The 17334-nt window shown below is 68.6% G+C and carries 17 protein-coding genes; 6 read left to right on the forward strand and 11 right to left on the reverse strand.

Annotated elements, in window-relative coordinates; translation table 11 throughout:
- Positions 1-132: 132 nt before the first annotated feature.
- Genes ABRP18_RS17030 through ABRP18_RS17045 form a run of 4 tightly spaced genes read right to left on the reverse strand, consistent with a single transcriptional unit; the run spans position 133 to position 4994 of the window.
- Positions 133-1821 (reverse strand): glycoside hydrolase family 13 protein, encoded by a 1689-nt coding sequence (locus ABRP18_RS17030; RefSeq protein WP_141368232.1) that lies wholly within the window; start codon positions 1819-1821, stop codon positions 133-135.
- A gap of 40 nt (positions 1822-1861) precedes the next feature.
- Positions 1862-2740 (reverse strand): carbohydrate ABC transporter permease, encoded by an 879-nt coding sequence (locus ABRP18_RS17035; RefSeq protein WP_046748628.1) that lies wholly within the window; start codon positions 2738-2740, stop codon positions 1862-1864.
- Positions 2740-3678, reverse strand: a complete 939-nt coding sequence (locus ABRP18_RS17040; protein WP_349885081.1) for a sugar ABC transporter permease — start codon at positions 3676-3678, stop codon at positions 2740-2742. The genes ABRP18_RS17035 and ABRP18_RS17040 overlap by 1 nt, the downstream gene beginning before the upstream one ends.
- A complete protein-coding gene (locus ABRP18_RS17045; protein ID WP_046748626.1) occupies positions 3675-4994 on the reverse strand; it encodes an ABC transporter substrate-binding protein in 1320 nt (439 codons plus the stop codon). Before ABRP18_RS17045 ends, ABRP18_RS17040 begins: the two co-directional genes overlap by 4 nt.
- Before the next feature lie 100 nt (positions 4995-5094).
- Between ABRP18_RS17045 and ABRP18_RS17050 the strand changes: the two genes are divergently transcribed.
- Positions 5095-6315 (forward strand): ROK family protein, encoded by a 1221-nt coding sequence (locus ABRP18_RS17050; RefSeq protein WP_046748625.1) that lies wholly within the window; start codon positions 5095-5097, stop codon positions 6313-6315.
- A gap of 26 nt (positions 6316-6341) precedes the next feature.
- Here ABRP18_RS17050 and ABRP18_RS17055 read toward each other — a convergent pair whose 3' ends face one another.
- From ABRP18_RS17055 to ABRP18_RS17070, 4 genes are all read right to left on the reverse strand, one after another.
- Complete coding sequence (locus ABRP18_RS17055; RefSeq protein ID WP_058632980.1) at positions 6342-7688, reverse strand: dihydrolipoamide acetyltransferase family protein; 1347 nt, start codon at positions 7686-7688, stop codon at positions 6342-6344.
- Positions 7689-7716: 28 nt separating this feature from the next.
- The gene (locus ABRP18_RS17060) at positions 7717-8682 is read right to left on the reverse strand and encodes an alpha-ketoacid dehydrogenase subunit beta (RefSeq protein ID WP_058633009.1); all 966 of its coding nucleotides are present in this window, start codon (positions 8680-8682) and stop codon (positions 7717-7719) included.
- Between the two features lie 11 nt (positions 8683-8693).
- Positions 8694-9821, reverse strand: a complete 1128-nt coding sequence (gene pdhA / locus ABRP18_RS17065) for a pyruvate dehydrogenase (acetyl-transferring) E1 component subunit alpha (RefSeq protein ID WP_046748623.1) — start codon at positions 9819-9821, stop codon at positions 8694-8696.
- A gap of 106 nt (positions 9822-9927) precedes the next feature.
- Positions 9928-10995, reverse strand: a complete 1068-nt coding sequence (locus ABRP18_RS17070) for a histidinol-phosphate transaminase (protein WP_061016369.1) — start codon at positions 10993-10995, stop codon at positions 9928-9930.
- 99 nt (positions 10996-11094) lie between these two features.
- Between ABRP18_RS17070 and ABRP18_RS17075 the strand changes: the two genes are divergently transcribed.
- Genes ABRP18_RS17075 through ABRP18_RS17085 form a run of 3 tightly spaced genes read left to right on the forward strand, consistent with a single transcriptional unit; the run spans position 11095 to position 12119 of the window.
- Positions 11095-11301 carry a ribbon-helix-helix protein, CopG family gene (locus ABRP18_RS17075; RefSeq protein ID WP_061016347.1) on the forward strand — a complete coding sequence of 69 codons (207 nt, stop codon included), beginning with the start codon at positions 11095-11097 and terminating at the stop codon, positions 11299-11301.
- Complete coding sequence (locus ABRP18_RS17080) at positions 11298-11660, forward strand: type II toxin-antitoxin system death-on-curing family toxin (RefSeq protein ID WP_061016345.1); 363 nt, start codon at positions 11298-11300, stop codon at positions 11658-11660. Before ABRP18_RS17075 ends, ABRP18_RS17080 begins: the two co-directional genes overlap by 4 nt.
- A 57-nt stretch (positions 11661-11717) precedes the next feature.
- Positions 11718-12119, forward strand: a complete 402-nt coding sequence (locus tag ABRP18_RS17085; RefSeq protein WP_046748621.1) for a phage holin family protein — start codon at positions 11718-11720, stop codon at positions 12117-12119.
- 57 nt (positions 12120-12176) lie between these two features.
- On the opposite strand, the gene ABRP18_RS17090 is transcribed toward ABRP18_RS17085, so the two are convergent.
- Positions 12177-13523, reverse strand: coding sequence for a hypothetical protein (locus ABRP18_RS17090; RefSeq protein ID WP_349885082.1), 1347 nt, complete (start codon positions 13521-13523; stop codon positions 12177-12179).
- Positions 13520-13756, reverse strand: a complete 237-nt coding sequence (locus ABRP18_RS17095) for a hypothetical protein (protein ID WP_349885083.1) — start codon at positions 13754-13756, stop codon at positions 13520-13522. The genes ABRP18_RS17090 and ABRP18_RS17095 overlap by 4 nt, the downstream gene beginning before the upstream one ends.
- 235 nt (positions 13757-13991) lie before the next feature.
- Here ABRP18_RS17095 and ABRP18_RS17100 point away from each other — a divergent pair, with 235 nt between their 5' ends.
- Both ABRP18_RS17100 and purB read left to right on the forward strand, forming a co-directional pair.
- Positions 13992-14441, forward strand: coding sequence for a low molecular weight protein-tyrosine-phosphatase (locus ABRP18_RS17100; protein ID WP_230977858.1), 450 nt, complete (start codon positions 13992-13994; stop codon positions 14439-14441).
- 23 nt (positions 14442-14464) lie between these two features.
- A complete protein-coding gene (gene purB / locus ABRP18_RS17105; protein ID WP_113680382.1) occupies positions 14465-15847 on the forward strand; it encodes an adenylosuccinate lyase in 1383 nt (460 codons plus the stop codon).
- Positions 15848-15859: 12 nt separating this feature from the next.
- On the opposite strand, the gene ABRP18_RS17110 is transcribed toward purB, so the two are convergent.
- Positions 15860-17293: an MFS transporter gene (locus ABRP18_RS17110; RefSeq protein WP_058632831.1), complete on the reverse strand. Its 1434-nt coding sequence runs from the start codon at positions 17291-17293 to the stop codon at positions 15860-15862.
- Between the last annotated feature and the right edge of the window lie 41 nt (positions 17294-17334).

Consider the following 17334-nt stretch of genomic DNA (forward strand, 5'->3'; position numbering starts at 1 on the left):
ATTATCAAATCGCCTCGGCCGCTCGGTCACCCACGGCCGAAACGGAGACGACCCGACGTCCGCGCGGCGTGTCAGTGCTCGACACCCCGCGCGGGGCGCGGATCATCTCCGTTTCGGCAAAGGGGCGGAAGCTCAGCCGAGCAGACCGGCCGGTGCGATCCAGGCCGTGGCCTCCCCGGGGAGTGCAGAGCCGTCGAGCGGGGCGCTCGCGAGCACGACATCCGCGGCCGCATCCCCGAGGTCGAACGGCTCCGTGCCGAAGTTCGACACGACCTGCCATCCGTTCGGCCGGGTGAAGCGCAGCACGTCGGCACGTCCGGTGTCGATCCACTCCAGGGTCTCCCCGGTCTGCAGCAGGTGTCGGAGGCGCAGGGCCTCGCGGTACAGCGACAGCGTCGACGCCGGATCGGCGGCCTCCACGTCGACCGCGTACTCCGCGAACCACTCGGGCTGCGGCAGGTGCGCGCCCTCGGCGCCGAAGCCGTACGAGGAGCCGGCCGCCGTCCAGGGAAGGGGCACACGGCATCCGTCACGGCCGAGCCCGTCGAACTCCGCACCGCGGAAGAACCCGGGGTCCTGACGCTGTTCCGGCGTGATCTGCGCCACTTCGTGCAGGCCGAGTTCTTCACCCTGATAGAGGTACGTGCTGCCGGGAAGGCCGAGCAGCAGCAGGGTCGCGGCGTGTGCCCTGCGGAGTCCGCCCTCGCGGTCGAGGCCGTCCGCCGGACCGCCGGCCTTGACCCACTCCGTGCCCTGCTTGACCGGTCGTCCGTTCAGGGCCGGGAGGCCGTATCGCGTGGCATGACGGGTGACGTCGTGGTTCGACAGCACCCAGGTGGTCGACGATCCGGTCTCCTGCGCCTGCTGCAGGTTGTCGGCGATGATGCTCCGGAACTGCCGTGCGTCGAAGTCGGCCACGAGCAGGTCGAAGTTGAACGCCTGGCCGAGTCCTTCCGCCGAGGCGTACTTCGCACGGCGCTCCGGGGTGTCCACCCACGCCTCGGCCACGGCCGTGCGCGGCGGGTCGTACTCGTTGAAGACCGAGCGCCACTCGGCATAGATCTCGTGCACGTCGTCGCGGTCGACCATCGGGTGCGTGCCCGAGGTGCGGTCCATCGCGTCGAGCTCGGCGCGCGAGGGAAGCGGCTCGCTGAGGTCCTTCGTGAGCATGTGGGCGACGTCGATGCGGAACCCGTCCACGCCGCGGTCCGACCAGAAGCGCAGGGTCTTCAGGAAGTCGGCGCGCACCTCGGGGTGGTCCCAGTTCAGGTCGGGCTGCTCCACGGCGAAGTTGTGCAGGTACCACTGCCCGTCCGCCACGCGCTCCCACGCGCTGCCGCCGAACACGGATTCCCAGTCGGTCGGCGGCTCGGAGCCGTCGGGACCGGTGCCCTCACGGAAGATGTAGCGCTCGCGCGCGGCCGACCCGCGTCCGGCGGCGAGCGCCTCCTGGAACCACTCGTGCTGGTCGGAGGAGTGGTTCGGGACGATGTCGACGATCACGCGGATGCCGCGGGAGTGCAGCGCCTCGACCATGTCGTCGAAGTCGTCGAGCGTGCCGAGCCGCGGGTCGACGTCGCGGTAGTCGGCCACGTCGTATCCGCCGTCGGCGAGTGCGGACGGGTAGAACGGGCTGAGCCATACCGCATCGATGCCGAGGCCCTGGAGGTAGTCGGCCCGGGAGACGATGCCGGGGATGTCGCCGATGCCGTCGCCGTTCGCGTCGGCGAAGCTGCGCGGGTAGATCTGGTAGACGGCGGCCTGACGCCACCAGGCGGCGTCTTCGGCGGTGCGGGTCTCGACGAGAAGCGCGTCGGTCATGAGGGGAGAACTCCTTCTCTCTTGCGGTGGTCGTGCGGTGTCAGCCCTTGACGGCGCCCTGCGTGACGCCCTCCATGACCCACCGCTGCGTGAACAGGTAGGCCACGATCGCGGGGGCCATCGCCATCAGGTACGAGGCGAAGGCGACGTTGTAGTTGTTGCTGAACTGGTTCTGGAAGAGGTTCTGCCGAACGGGGAGCGTCTGCAGCGCGGGGTCGGCGATGATGAGCGACGGCATCATGAAGTCGTTCCAGGCGTACAGGAACGCGAAGATGCCGACGGTCGCGCTCATCGGGGCGAGCAGCGGGAAGATCAGCTTCCAGAAGGTCTGCCAGGTGGTCGCTCCGTCGATGCGCGCGCTCTCCTCCAGCTCGATCGGGATCGACCGCAGGAACGCCGTGAACAGCAGCACGCTGAAGCTCAGCTGGAACATGGTGGCGAGGATGATCACGCCGAACGGGTTGTCGAGTCCGACGCGTCCGGTGAGCTGGATCTGCGGCAGGGCCACGACCGGGAACGGGATGAACATCGCCGCGAGCAGGTAGAAGAACGAGTAGCGGAACAGCCGTCGGTCCCAGTTGCGCACGATGGCGTAGGAGGCGAAGGCCGCCAGCACGATGGTCGCGATCACGGTGCCCGCCGTGACGAGCAGGGAGATGCCCGCGCCGACCGGGAACTTCGTGAGCGTCCAGGCTTCGACGAAGCCGTCGATGCTGAACGGCGCCGGGAGAGAGAAGGCGTTGCCGTCGACCGCCTGTCCTGTGGTCTTGAACGCCATCGAGATGGTCACGTACAGCGGAAGGAGCACGGTGACGGCGCACAGGATCAGGATGATCGTGCCCGACCAGTTCACGCGCTCCATGCGGATGCGCGGCTTCTTCCCTGAGGTGGGGATCGTGGTGAGTGTCTGCGTCGACATCAGAGTGCGTTCCTTCCGCGCGTCAGCGACAGCTGGAGGAGGGAGATGAGCACGGCGACGATGAAGAAGATGGTCGCGTTGGCCATCTGGTAGGCGTAGTCGCCGCCGTTGAAGCCCGCGATGATCGTCATCGCGACGCTGCGGGTCGATGTGCCCGGCCCGCCGTTGGTGAGACCGACGATGATGTCGTAGGCGTTCAGGAAGCCCTTGAACCCGAGGATCACGTTGATCACCACGTATCCCGCGACGAGCGGCAACGTGATGCGGGTGAGCTGCTGCGTCTTGCTGGCGCCGTCGATGCTCGCCGCCTCGTACACCTCACCGGGGACAGAGAGCAGGCCGGCGATGTAGATGAGCAGGGTGCCGGGCACGGCCTGCCAAGCGGTGACGATGACGATCGCGATCCAGGCGAGGTCGGGGTTGGCCAGCAGGCTGGTCTCGAGCCACGGGATGCCCGCTGCTGCTCCCGCCGCCGGGATCGAGTTGGAGAACAGGAAGTTGAAGACGTAGGCGATGATGATGCCCGAGATCACCATCGGGATCACGAAGATGGTGCGCAGGCCCGTCTTGAAGCGGATGCGCGAGGTGAGTCCGACCGCGAGCAGGAAGGCGATCACGTTCACGACGATCACCGTGGCGATCGAGAAACCGAACGTGAACAGGTAGCTCTGCAGGATCGACGGATCACTGAACAGGGCGATGTAGTTCGTCAGCCCGTTGAAGCTCCACTCTCCGATGCCGATCGAGTCGGTGAAGCTGAAGAAGATGCCGATGACGCCCGGAACCGTGATCGCGAGGGTGAAGATCACGAGCGTCGGAAGCAGGAACAGGTAGTAGATCGGCTCGACGCGACGCATGTGCCGCCGGAGCTTCCGGTCGCCACCCGTGACGATGACGGTCGTGCTGTCGGAAGCAGAGGGAGTTGTCGTGGTGCTCATGATGCGCCCTCCTCGCCGGCGGCGTTGTCCTGGGTCGACGGGATCGGCGCCCGGAAGGCGATGCGTGCCCAGTCGGCGTCCATGGTGCGCAGGATCGAGGTCGGAGAAGCCCCGAGTACCATCGCCTGCGCGTAGTTCATCATCGGAAGCGTCTTGGGCACGAGCACGGACGGGCCCTGATAGATCTGCCCGTTGTCGTAGTACTCGACCATCCCCTCGACCCGGGGGTCGTCGGGGGCGGAAGCGCCCTTCGTAGGCGTGAAGCCGAGCTGCGAGGCGTTGTACTCCTCGATGTTCTGCGGCTCGTAGAGGAACTCGAGGAAGTCGCGGGCGGCCTCCTGATGGCGCGACCCCTCGGGGATCATCGCGGCGAGGTCCATGTTCACGCGCACCCCGAGGTCGGCCGGGTCGTTCGTCATCGGCAGCGGGAAGGTGCCCAGCCGCAGGTCGGGTGCGGTCTTCGCGATCTCGCTGAACGCCCACGGACCCTGCAGGTACATCGCGGCCTCGCCCTTGCCGAAGGCCAGGTTGCCGTCGCCGTAGCCACGGCTCGGGGCATCCGCGTTGGTGTAGTCGTTCGCGAGCTGCAGCATCCTGTCCATCGGCTCGGCGAAGTCCTTCGAGAACGAGACCTCGGAGTCGGGACCGACGTCGGCACCCTCGTCCGCGAGCGCATCGAAGAAGTCGATCACGTCGACCGAGCCGCCCGCGGTGTAGTCGTACCAGCCCTGGCCCACGGTCCAGTCGTCCTTGAACGTGCCGTAGAACGGGTCGATGCCCGCCGCCTTCAGCTGCTCGCACACCGCAAGCAGCTCGTCCCACGTCGTCGGCACCTCGAGGCCCTGAGCGTCGAAGATCTCCTTGTTGTAGATGACGGAGGCGGCCATCACCGAGTACGGCAGGGCGCTGGTGCGGCCCTCGCAGGAGCCGTACTGGTCCATGAGCGGCTGCAGGTCATCGCGGATGCCCGCAGCGGCGTCGGTCTCGGAGAGATCGGTGAGCGCGCACCGCTGCACGAAACGGGCGATCTCGTAGTTGTAGTTGGCGAGCATGACGTCGGGCGGGTTGCCCCGCACGAAGCTCGCCGAGACGACGTCGACGCCCGAGGTGTCGATCTCGACCTTCACGTCGCTCTGCGAGGAGTTGTACTCGGCGACGAGGGCGGTCATGAACTCGATCGCCTCGCGCTTGCTGAAGGTGAAGCGGATGGTCTCCGCTCCCGAGCCGGGGGCGCATCCCGCGAGCGCCGTGCCGACCAGGGTGACCCCCAGGGCCGCGGCCACCGCTCGCGCCGCGCGTGTTCGTGTGCCAGACACCGTCGTCCTTCCATCCTGTAGATCCGTGCACTAAATCTAGTGAGCGAATTTACTCTGTCGAACGGTACTCTCTCATTGGACGAGAGGAAGGTCAAGCGCCGTGGCAGATGTCTCCGCAGGCTTGGGCACCGGTCGAGCGAGCGTGAGCGCCGTGCTCGACTTCGCCTGGACGGCTGGCGAGTTCACCGCGTCCGAGGCCATGGCCGGCACCTCGCTGACCCGCTCGACCGCCATCGACGCGATCGACACCCTGGTCGGCGCGGAGATCCTCCGTGAACTCCCCAACGCCCGCGCCGCCGGCACCTACCGCGCAGGGCGACCCTCTCGCCGCTTCGTGCTGCCCGCCGACCTGGGCGTCGTGATCGGCGTCGATGCGGGCGACACCCACCTCGCCGTGACCGTGGCCGACCTGCTCGACGAGACGCTCGTGCACCACCGGGTGGAGTTCGATCCGACGCAGACGGTCTCCGAGCGGCGCGCGACGATCCTCGGGCGCCTCGGCGATGCGCTCACCGAAGCCGGGGTCGCGCGCGAGCAGGTGCTCGCCGTGTGCGTCGGGGTCGCGGCACCGGTGAACCGCGACGGCATCTCGCCCCCGCACCCGGAAGGCTTCTGGGAGCGCACGAACCCCGGGCTCGCCGAGGCACTGGAGGACTGGGCACCCGTCGTGCAGATCAAGAACGACGCCCAGCTCGCCGCGATCGCCGAAGGGGCCGAGGGAGCCGCGATCGGATGTCGCGACTACGTCGCCCTGCTCGCGAGCGAGCGCTTCGGCGGCGGCGTGGTGGTCGACGGGCACGTGCTGCACGGCGCGCACGGCGGTGTCGGCGAGGGCGTCGTGTTCGACCACATCGTGGGTGTCGGCTCGGCGTTCGGCCTGCGCTATGCCGTGCAGGACCAGGTGCGCGCGGCAGTCGACTCCGGTGAGATCTCGCACGACAGCGCCGTCGGACGCCTCGTCGGCACACGTCGCATCGACCCTCGACTCGTGCTGACCCTCGCCGCGTCGGGCGACCGGGACGCGGTGCTGATCACCTCCCGCGTCGGGGCCACCGTGGCCCGCGTCGTCGGTGTGCTCGGCAGCATGTACGACCCGGCGCGCGTCATCGTGTGCGGAGCGGTCGCCGAGAGCATCGAGCCCGTACTGACCGCGGCCCGCCGCATCCTCCCCCAGGAGCTGCACCTGCCCGCTCCGGAGATCCTCGCGTCGACACTGGGTGCCGAGGTCGTCTCACGCGGGGCCGTGGCGACCGCCCGACGCGCGGCCAGGGAGCACGCGGTGCCGCGGTTGGCGGAGGAGCGCCTGCGCCAGAGCGCCTGATCGGGCGCTCTAGCGCGTGACGCGGGTCAGTCCACGAGCAGTGCGGGCTCCTCGAGGATCGAGGCGACGTCGGCGATGAAGCGGCTCATGCCGTCGCCGTCGATCACGCGGTGGTCGAAGGATCCGGCCACCGTGGTCACCCAACGGGGGCGCACCTCGCCGTCGACGACCCACGGCTTCTGACTGATGGTGCCCATCGCCACGATGCCGGCCTCACCGGGGTTGATGATCGGGGTGCCGGCATCCATCCCGAAGACGCCGATGTTCGTGATCGTGATCGTGCCGCCCTGCTGATCGGCCGGCGGGGTCTTGCCGTCGCGGGCCGTGAGCGTGAGACGGTTCAGCGCCCGCGCCAGCTCCTTCATGCTCAGGTCCTGCGCGTCCTTGATGTTGGGCACGAGCAGGCCGCGCGGGGTGGCGGCGGCGATACCGAGGTTCACGTAGTGGCGGACGGCGATCTCGGCTCCGGACTCGGTCTCGATCCAGGCGGCGTTGACCATCGGGGTGCGACGGGCGGCCCAGATCACGGCGCGGGCCATGATGAGCAGCGGCGAGACCTTGATGTCGGCGTAGTCGGGCGAGGCCTTGAGGCGCTTGACGAGATCCATCGTGCGGGTGGCGTCGATCTCCTTCCACACCGTCACGTGCGGGGCCGAGTACGCGCTCTGCACCATCGCCGACGACGTGGCCTTGCGCACACCCTTGACCGGGATCGACTCGGTGCGGTCGTCACCTGCAGCCGACGGACGCGTTGCGGTGAGGCCGCGAGCGAGTCCTGCCGGCGCGGCCTGCGGGGCGGGCACCGTCTCCTCGCGCACGGTCCCCCACTCGGGGGTCTCGATGTTGCGGAAGACGCTCGCCTGCGAGGCGTGCTTCATCACGTCGTCGCGCGTGACCTCGCCGTCGGCACCGGTCGCGGCGACCGCGGTGAGGTCGACGCCGAGGTCGCGCGCGAGCTTGCGGATCGGCGGCTTCGCGATCACCCCCACCGAGGAGCGGACGGGTCGCTCGGCCGGACGCTTGCGCCGCGAGGTGGCTCCGCCTCCCGTGCCGTAGCCCACCAGCACGGAGCCGCCGCCCTCTTCCGCCGCCGGCGCTGCAGGAGCCGGAGCGGCCGCAGTGCCGGCCGCCGGCTCGGTCAGGAACGTGATGATGGGGGTGCCGACCTCGACGGTCGTGCCCTCGGCAGCGAGGAGCTCGCCCACCACGCCCGCGTACGGCGACGGCAGCTCGACGAGCGACTTGGCCGTCTCGATCTCGCACACCACGTCGTTGATCGCGACGGTGTCGCCAGGAGCGACCTTCCAGGCCACGATCTCGGCCTCGGTCAGGCCTTCTCCGACGTCCGGAAGGGTGAAGTTCTGCGTGCTCATGACGAGTCCTTTCGGCCGAGCGGAAGTGTCAGTATGCCAGCGAGCGGTCGACGGCCTCGAGGATGCGGTCGGCATCCGGGAGGTATGCGCCTTCGAGCTTCGCGGGCGGGAACGGGGTGTCGTAGCCGGAGACGCGCAGCACCGGAGCCTCGAGCGCATAGAACGCGCGCTCCATGACGGTCGCGGCGATCTCACCGCCGATGCTGCCGAAGCCCTGGGCCTCCTGCGCATAGACCATGCGCCCGGTCTTGCGCACCGAGTCGAGGAGGGGTTCGTAGTCGACCGGCGAGATCGAGCGCACGTCGACGACCTCGCAGCTCGTGCCCTCGGCCTCGGCGAGCGCGGCGGCCTGCAGGAGAGTGGTGACCATCGCACCGTGTCCGACCAGAGTCACGTCGCTGCCCGTGCGCACGACGCGCGAGGAGTGCAGTGGAACGGCCGAGGCGTCGAGCTCGACCTCGCCCTTCTGCCAGTACCGGCTCTTCGGCTCCATGAAGATCACCGGGTCGTTCGACGCGATCGCCTCCTGGATCATCCAGTACGCATCGTTCGGCGTCGACGGCGACACCACACGCAGGCCGGGGGTGTGCGCGAAGTACGCCTCCGGGCTCTCCTGGTGGTGCTCGACCGCGCCGATGTGTCCGCCGTACGGGATGCGGATCACGATCGGCATGCTGATCGCGCCCTCATGCCGGTTGGTCAGCTTCGCCAGCTGCGTGGTTATCTGGTCGAACGCGGGGAACACGAATCCGTCGAACTGGATCTCGATCACCGGGCGGTACCCGACCATCGCCATGCCGATCGCCGTGCCGACGATCCCGGACTCGGCCAGCGGGGTGTCGAGCACCCGGCGGTCGCCGAAGTCGCGCTGCAGATGCTCCGTCACCCGGAAGACGCCGCCGAGCTTGCCGATGTCCTCGCCCATGAGCAGGACCTTCGGGTCGTTCTCCATCGCCTTGCGCATACCCGCATTCAGCGCCTTGCTGAGCGGCATCGTCTCCAGAGTCACTGGGCTCCCCCTTCGAAGGACGCCTCGTACTGCGCATGCCAGGCCTTCTGCTGGTCGATCAGCGGATGCGGCTCGCTGTACACGTGGTCGAACATCTTGTCGGCGCTGGGCGGCCCGAGCTCGACCGTGCGGGCGCGCAGATCCTCTGCGGCATCGGCCGCCTCGGCCTCGACATCGGCGAACAGCTGCTCCGACGCTCCGCGCGCTTCGAGGAAGGCCCGCATCCGCACGATGGGATCGCGACCGGCCCAGTACTGCTCCTCGTCGCTGCCCCGGTACTTGGTCGGGTCGTCGCTCGTCGTGTGGGCGCCGAGCCGGTATGTCACGGCCTCGATGGCCTGCGGCCCCTTGCCCTCGCGGGCCTCGTCCAGCGCGACACGGGAGACGGCGTAGCTGGCGAGCACGTCGTTGCCGTCGACACGGACGCTCGGGATGCCGTAGCCCGCGCTGCGCTGCACGAGCGGCACGCGCGACTGGGTGGAGACGGGCACCGAGATGGCCCAGTGGTTGTTCTGCAGGAAGAACACCGTCGGAGCCTGGTAGCTCGCGGCGAAGACCATCGCCTCGTGCACGTCGCCCTGGCTGGATGCGCCGTCGCCGTAGTAGACGATGACCGCCTCGTCGCGGTCGAGATCACCGGAGCCGGTGCGTCCGTCGAAGGCGAGGCCCATGCCGTAGCCCGCGGCGTGCAGCACCTGCGATCCGAGCACCAGCGTGTACAGCCGGGTGTTGCCGTTCTCGGGGTCGGTCGGGTCCCACCCGCCGTGCGAGACGCCCCGCATGAGCTTGATGATGTCGACCGGATCGACGCCGCGGATGCGGGTCACGGCGTGCTCGCGGTAGGAGGGGAAGACGGTGTCCTGGGCGCGGAGCGCGCGCCCGGATCCGACCTGCGCCGCCTCCTGTCCACGACTCGGCGGCCACAGCGCGAGCTGGCCCTGACGCTGCAGGTTCGTCGCCTGGGTATCGATCGCGCGGATGACGACCATGTCCCGGTAGAACTGCTCGAGTTCCGCATCGCCGATCGCGTCGATCAGAGGAAGGTACCGTTCTGCGGCGGCGGACGGAGCGTACCGTCCGGTCTCGTCCAGAACGCTCACAAGGGGTGTCTCGGAGGTGGTCACGCTCTCACGCTACCCGCGCCCGCATGCCAGGTCACGCATACCTAGGACGCCCTCGTAAATGCCTGGAAACCGGAGAAATCCGCGAGAACGCGCGGAATGCGGCGACTCAGCGGAGGGAGCCGGCGACCTCGAGCACGCGGGCGATGGAGTCCTCCTCGCCCACCGAGATGCGGATGCCGTCGCCGGAGAACGGACGCACGATGAGGTCGTTCTCGACGAATGCGGCAGCCACCTCGTCGGTGCGTTCGCCCGCGGGCAGCCAGACGAAGTTCGACTGGGAGTCCGGCACCTCCCACCCCTGTGCACGAAGCCCCTCCACGAGACGGCCGCGGCGTTCGACGATGACGGCGACGCGCTCCAGGAGCTCCGATTCGGCGTCGAGGCTGGCGATCGCGGCGTTCTCGGCAGCGGAGGTGACCGAGAGCGGGATGCCGGTCGTGCGGGCGGCGTCGAGCACCTTCTCGTGCCCGATCGCATAGCCGACGCGCAGCCCGGCGAGACCGTAGGCCTTCGAGAAGGTGCGCAGCACCACCACGTTCGGGTGCTGCTCGAACACGCGCTCCGCCAGACCGTCGACCGCACCCGGCGCCGTGACGAACTCGGCGTAGGCCTCGTCGAGGATGATCAGGATGTCGCCGGGCACCCGCGCGACGAAGGCGGCGAACTCGGCCGAGGTGATGATCGGACCGGTCGGGTTGTTGGGCGTGCACAGGATGATCGCGCGGGTGCGCTCGGTCACCGCATCCGCCATCGCTTCGAGGTCATGGCGGGAGTCGGCGGTGAGCGGCACCTGCACACCGGTCGCTCCGGCGACGAGCGGAAGGCTCGGGTACGCCTCGAAGGAGCGCCACGCGTAGATGACCTCGTCGCCGACCGAGGCGGTGGCCAGGATCAGCTGATGCAGGATCGACACGCTGCCCGAGGCCACGTGCACCTGGTCGGGCTCGACCCCGTAGCGCGCACCGAGACGCGCGCGCAGGCGACCGGCGGTGGCATCCGGGTAGCGGTTGATGGGAGTGGTGCTCTGCAGCGCGTCGAGCACTGACGGCAGCGGGTCGAACGGGTTCTCGTTGCTCGACAGCTTGAACGCATCGGGGCCGGCCTGCTTTCCCTGGCGATACGGAGCGAGAGCGGCGATGGCGGGACGGATGCGGGGCAGGATCGGCTCGGTCACGAGGTCGAGTCTACGAGGGCGGGCGAGCACAGCCCGAGGGGACGGATCGCGCTCGTTCGCCCCCTGTCGCGGCTCGATGCCCGGTGGTACCATTCTGGTATGGCGATGACGGTGCGACTCCCGGAAGAACTCGATGCCCAGCTCGGCGAGCTGGCATCGAGGCGACACACGTCCAAGCACGCACTGCTCATCGAGGCTACGGACCGCTTTCTCCGCGAGGAGGTCACGACCGAGCAGGCCGTGTCGATCGCCCGCGGGGTGGCTGACCGATACGCAGATCTCCTCAAGAAACTCGAAGACGCGTGACTCGATATGTCGAGCTTCCGCACGCAGTAGGCATCACAGAGGAGCTCGGGCTCCACATCCGAGACATCGGGCTTCTCTCCTCCGCGCTCGCCCGACCGTCGAGTTCGATGTTCGGAGTCGAGGCCTACCCGGATCTCGAAGTCAAGGCAGCAGCTCTCCTGTCGTCCCTGAGCCAGAATCACCCTCTGTTTGATGGCAACAAGCGCTTCTCCTGGGTCCTCACCCTGACGTTCCTCGAGATGAACAACGTCATCATCGACATGGAGACGGAGGTTGCCTTCGACCTCATCCTCCGGACGGCGCAGAGCAAGTCCTCCCTGGACGAGGTCGCCGCGCTTCTGCGCGCTCACTTCCGCTGAGCACCCGACGGACTTCGCACTGACACGCACGAGAGTCCGTGGGACACTGGTCGGACTATGCGCTTCATCATCCGCGTCGTCGTCAACGCCTTCGCCCTCTGGGTCGTCACGCTGATCCCTGCCCTGCAGGTGACCATCAGGGCCTTCCCGCCCGGCGAGACGCTGCAGCTGGTGCTGACCCTGCTCGCGGTGGCCGCGATCTTCGCACTCGTGAACACGATCATCGGAACGGTCGTGAAGATCGTCGCGTTCCCGCTCTACATCATCACCTTCGGCCTGATCGGCTTCCTGATCAACGGGTTCCTGCTGTGGCTGACCGCCTGGATCACGAGCGGATTCGGCTGGGGTCTCACGGTCGGCGACTTCTGGTGGGGCGTGCTCGCAGCACTGATCATCTCGGTGATCAACGGCATCTTCGGATTCATCCTGCGCCCGCAGAGCAAGAGCCGTCGCGACTGACCCGCTGACACCGCGGTGACAGCCACCGGTGACAGCCACCGGCGACAGCCACCACGGTCACCCGCTCCGCTCCGCGCGGTACTCGGTGCGCTCGACCTCGACGGCCCAGCCGAGCTCATCCCAGTACCCGTCGAGAGCCACCGCGCGAGGGTCGGTCGACGCATCCACCATCTCGGCGGTCTCGATGTACGTCTCGAGACCGTGGGTCTTCAACCGCAGGTCCTCGACGCCGTCCCCCGGATCACCGACCCGCGAGGCGGTGAAGCTGTCGGGCGACCCCGTCCCCTCTGCCGACCCGCCCGCGGCGAGCGCCGATACGACATCGTCGGTGTGACGGAGCTGGATCAGCGTCTGCTCCTCCCGGAGTGTCGGTTCGGTGGGGCTCCCCGCCGTGATCTGCATCGACACCTCGTACTCGCTCTCCACGGCGAGTCGCGTGGCGATCATCCCGCCCTGCGAGTGCGCGACCACGTCGACGCGATCGCCCGGTTCGACACCGGCGGCCGCCAGAGCATCGAGAGTCGCCTGGTACGACGCCGACGTAGCGCCCTGATAGAGCTCGATGTTCGAGGTCATGTCCCACGGCTCCGCGCCTTTCTTCAGGGACAGCAGCGAATTCTGGGTACCGGCCACGTAGGCCACATAGCGGGTCGCGCCGCCGACCATCGTGTACTTCTCCACGGCGACCTGGGCTCCCCCGCCCGGGATCCTCCTGAACGCTCCGGCGAGGTCGTCCGGCGCGCGCGGAGTCGACGTCTTCACCGGTGTCACCTGCACCGGATCCACCGGCACGGAGGTCGGAGCCTTCACGCCCGGCACCTCGGATCCCGCCACCCCCGGCCGCACCTTCCCATACCCCGAGGCGAGCCCGACCAGCGCCCCGACCAGGAACATCGGCGGCAGCATCCCACCCAGGTCGTACTGATCTCCGAGCCCTTCGAACCTCCGTCGCTCCCAGCCGGCGACCAGCCAGTCCGCCATCCGCCCCACGCGCTCGTCGTCGGCGATCATCTCGTCGGCCCGTGCGCGCACGTCGTTCGCCGCCGCGGCGTCGGTGAGGGCGAGCGCCTCGGCCTGTGCCCGCAGTTCCACCAGCTCGAATGCGTCGGCCATCAACAGCGTTCCCGTGCAGGCGTTCTCGATCTCCGCAGCGAGTGCACCGATCCGCTCGCCGCTGAGTCGCAGAGCGCCGATGTCGACGCGCAGCGCGGGAGCATCGGATGACGAGATCGCCTCCGCAGCGGTGGCCACCGAATCCCGAGCCTCTTCGTATCGCGCCGCGACCGTCCGCAGGTGCGCGCCGACCTCGCGCAACTGCTCGGTGTCGATCGCGATCGCGCCGCCGTGGTCGATCTCCAGGCCGCCGGCAACGGAGGCGTCGTGCGCGCGTGCGGCCCCCATCATTCCGATCCCTCCAGCTCCCACTGCCGGATCCGAAGACTCCCGAGCTGCGTTCCGGTGTCATCGCGTACCCGCGCGAGGAGTTCGTGGAGCGCGCGGAACCCCTCCGAGCTCCAGTCCGTCGCGTCGACGAGCGAGACCAGCACCGCTCCCGCCTCCTCCAGCGTCGTGATGGCATCACCGATCCCCCGGTGCGCGAAGGGATCGGTGATGCCATCACGACTGCGCGGATCCACCGGACTGCTCGGGTACGAACGAGTACATGGCTCCAGCATTCGGGATCGCGCTCCACGCGGGTCGCCCGGAATACGCAACCCGTGGACAGGTGGTCGCCCGCCCGTGGTGTGCAGGGGCCGCGCGAGCAGGTTCGCGCTGTGCAGGACGGCCATGGGCGGGCAGAATGTATCTGTGACATCCCCGGATCCCTTCCGCGTGATCTTCGTCTGCACGGGGAACATCTGCCGCTCTCCCATGGCCGAAGTCGTCTTCCGCGACCTCGCCGAGCGGCAGGGACTCGGCCCGCGCATCGTCTCGCGCAGCGCCGGAACAGGCGACTGGCATCTGGGCGAGCGTGCCGATCACCGTACGATCGACTCGCTGGCGCGTCGCGGCTACGACGGCTCCCAGCACCGCGCCCGTCAGTTCACCGCGGCCGCCTTCGCCGACAACGATCTCGTCGTCGCGCTCGACCGCACGCACGAGCGCATCCTGCGGGAATGGGCCCACGACGAGGACGAGGAGGGGAAGGTCACCCTGCTGCTGGCCTTCGACCCGACGGCGACCACCCACGACGTGCCCGACCCGTACTACGCGGGCGCGGAGATGTTCGATTCCGTGCTCGGTATGATTGAGGCGGCGACTCGGGGCCTGTTCCGCCAGCTCGAACCCGCTCTGCGTCTCCCCCGCACGCCCCGCCTCTGAGGGGCCCGATCAGGAGGACTCCCCTGACTTTCCAGCCTTCGCTCCCGCCCCAGCCCCTGAGCCCCCTCGACGGCCGCTACCGTGGCGCCGTCACCGGTCTCGCCGACTTCCTGTCCGAGGCGGGCCTGAACCGGGCACGCGTCGAGGTCGAGGTCGAGTGGCTGATCGCGCTCACCGACCGTTCGCTGTTCGAGACGAGCCCGCTTTCGGACGAGGACAAGGAGCGCCTGCGTTCGCTCTACCGCGACTTCGGTCAGGCCGAGATCGACTGGCTCGCCGAGAAGGAAGCCGTCACCCAGCACGACGTGAAGGCGATCGAGTACCTCGTGCGCGACCGGCTCTCGACGCTCGGCCTCGACCGCATCTCCGAGCTCACGCACTTCGCCGCGACGAGCGAGGACATCAACTCCGCGTCCTACGCCCTCACCGTCAAGCGCGCGGTCGAGGAGGTCTGGCTCCCGGCCCTCGACACCGTGATCGCGAAGCTGCGCGAGCTCGCGGTCGAGCACGCGGACGCCGCGATGCTCTCGCGCACGCACGGCCAGCCCGCAACGCCCTCGACGATGGGCAAGGAGCTCGCGGTCTTCGCCTGGCGCCTGGAGCGCGTGCGCAGCCAGATCGCCGGTTCCGAGTATCTCGCGAAGTTCTCCGGCGCGACCGGCACCTGGTCCGCCCACCTCGCGGCAGATCCGGACGCCGACTGGCCGACCATCGCCCGCGAGTACATCGAGGGACTGGGCCTGGGCTTCAACATCCTCACGACGCAGATCGAGTCGCACGACTGGCAGGTCGAGCTGTACGACCGCGTGCGTCACGCGGGCGGTATCCTGCACAACCTCGCCACCGACATCTGGACCTACATCTCGCTCGGCTACTTCGCGCAGATCCCGGTCGCGGGTGCCACCGGCTCGTCGACGATGCCGCACAAGATCAACCCGATCCGCTTCGAGAACGCCGAGGCCAACCTCGAGATCTCGGGAGCCCTGCTCGCATCGCTCGGCCAGACGCTCGTCACGAGCCGCCTGCAGCGTGACCTCACCGATTCCACCACGCAGCGCAACATCGGCGTCGCGTTCGGGCACTCACTGCTCGCGCTCGACAACCTGCGCCGCGGCCTGAACGCGATATCGCTGTCGCGCGACGTGCTGCTCGCCGACCTCGACGTGAACTGGGAGGTGCTCGCCGAGGCGATCCAGACGGTCATCCGCGCCGAGGTCGTGGCAGGCCGCTCCTCGATCACCGACCCGTACGCGCTCCTCAAGGAGCTCACCCGTGGTCACCGGGTCGGTGCCGCCGACCTCGCCGAGTTCGTGCAGGGCCTCGAGATCGGCGATGCCGCAAAGCAGCGCCTGCTCGCGCTGACCCCGGCGACCTACACGGGCATCGCGGCGCGCCTCGCGCGCTGAACCCGGGAGGAGCTAGGAGCCCGACTCGCCGGAGTGCTCCTCGACGCTGTCCTTCGGCATGAACGACGCCGCCAGGAGAGTGAGAACCGCGGTCACCGCGACGGCGACGAACACCCACACCGACGCGTGGATGATCGTGTCGGGGTCGTCCGCGCCCGCACCCTGCGCGATGGCCGCATTCGAGATCGCGCCGAACACGGCGACGCCCACAGCGCTTCCCGCCGACCGCGCGAAGGCGTTCATCCCCGTCACCGCGCCGCGCTCGCCCCAGCCGACCGAGGCCTGGGCGGCGATCAGCGTCGGGGCCGCACTCCACCCGAGCCCGAAGCCCAGGAGGAACGCGATGCCGGCGATGACGAACGGGTTCGGCCAGGAGGCGACGGCAGCGAGCATGATGGCGGCGAGCGTCGTGATGCTCATGCCGATGAGCGTGGTGCGACGGAAGCCGATGCGCAGGTACAGCCGTCCGGCGTTCGCGGCGGCGAGCGGCCAGCCGAGGGTCAGAGCTGCCACCGCGAGACCCGACAGCAGGGGAGCGATGCCGATGGATCCCTCGAGGTAGGCGGGGGCGAAGCTCGTCACACCGAGCATGAGCGCGCCGATGCCGAGCGAGACCAACGTGGTCGTGAGGATGAGCCGACGCGTCACCAGCCGCAGGTCGACGATCGGCTCGGCGACACGGCGCTCCACGACCCCGAAGGCCAGCAGCGCGACCACGCCGATCCCGAAGCAGAGGACGCTCTGCACGGACAGCCACGCCCAGGCGTTTCCTCCCTCCAGCATGCCGAGGATGAGCGCCGTGAGCCCGATGGTGAGCAGCACCGCTCCCCCGTAGTCGATGCTGTGCTTCTGGGTCTGCTTCTGCTCCTTGTAGTTGCGCAGCAGCATCCACCCGGCGATCAGACACAGGGGCACGTTGATCCAGAAGATCCATCGCCAGGCGTCGAGCTGGGCGAAGATGCCGCCGAGCGCGGGACCCACCACCGAGGAGATGGCCCACACGCTCGCGACGTATCCCTGCACCTTGGCACGTTCGGCGACCGTGTAGATGTCACCGACGATGGTCATCGACATCGGTGCGACGGCACCGGCTCCGATGCCCTGGACGATGCGGAACACGATCAGCGCCGGCATGCTCCAGGCGAACCCGCAGAGGATGGACCCGAGCAGGAACAGGGCGATGCCGAGCAGGATGATCGGCTTGCGGCCCACGGTGTCCGCGAAGCGGGAGTAGATGGGCACGCTCACGGCCTGCGCCAGGAGGTACACGGAGAACAGCCAGGGGAACTGCTGGTAGCTGCCGAGGTCGCGCACGATGCTCGGGACGGCGGTCGCGAGGATCGTGGCGTCGATCGCGATGAGCCCGGTGGCGAGCATGAGCGCGCCGAGGATGGGTCCGCGCTCCGACCGGAGTCCGATGGAGGCGCGGTCGACGGAGGCAGTCACCTCAGGGACAAGCCGATCCACCCCACCGGTATTCCGGATCG

It is taken from the genome of Microbacterium sp. WHRI 7836 (assembly GCF_040223885.2).
Lineage (GTDB): Bacteria > Actinomycetota > Actinomycetes > Actinomycetales > Microbacteriaceae > Microbacterium > Microbacterium oxydans.

Coding starts and splice junctions, on each gene's coding strand:
- ABRP18_RS17030 (WP_141368232.1), bottom strand. CDS start 1,821: ATGACCGACGCGCTTCTCGTCGAGACCCGCACCGCCGAAGACGCCGCC.
- ABRP18_RS17035 (WP_046748628.1), bottom strand. CDS start 2,740: ATGTCGACGCAGACACTCACCACGATCCCCACCTCAGGGAAGAAGCCG.
- ABRP18_RS17040 (WP_349885081.1), bottom strand. CDS start 3,678: ATGAGCACCACGACAACTCCCTCTGCTTCCGACAGCACGACCGTCATC.
- ABRP18_RS17055 (WP_058632980.1), bottom strand. CDS start 7,688: ATGAGCACGCAGAACTTCACCCTTCCGGACGTCGGAGAAGGCCTGACC.
- ABRP18_RS17060 (WP_058633009.1), bottom strand. CDS start 8,682: ATGCCGCTCAGCAAGGCGCTGAATGCGGGTATGCGCAAGGCGATGGAG.
- ABRP18_RS17075 (WP_061016347.1), top strand. CDS start 11,095: ATGGCGATGACGGTGCGACTCCCGGAAGAACTCGATGCCCAGCTCGGC.
- ABRP18_RS17085 (WP_046748621.1), top strand. CDS start 11,718: ATGCGCTTCATCATCCGCGTCGTCGTCAACGCCTTCGCCCTCTGGGTC.
- ABRP18_RS17090 (WP_349885082.1), bottom strand. CDS start 13,523: ATGATGGGGGCCGCACGCGCGCACGACGCCTCCGTTGCCGGCGGCCTG.
- ABRP18_RS17100 (WP_230977858.1), top strand. CDS start 13,992: ATGGCCGAAGTCGTCTTCCGCGACCTCGCCGAGCGGCAGGGACTCGGC.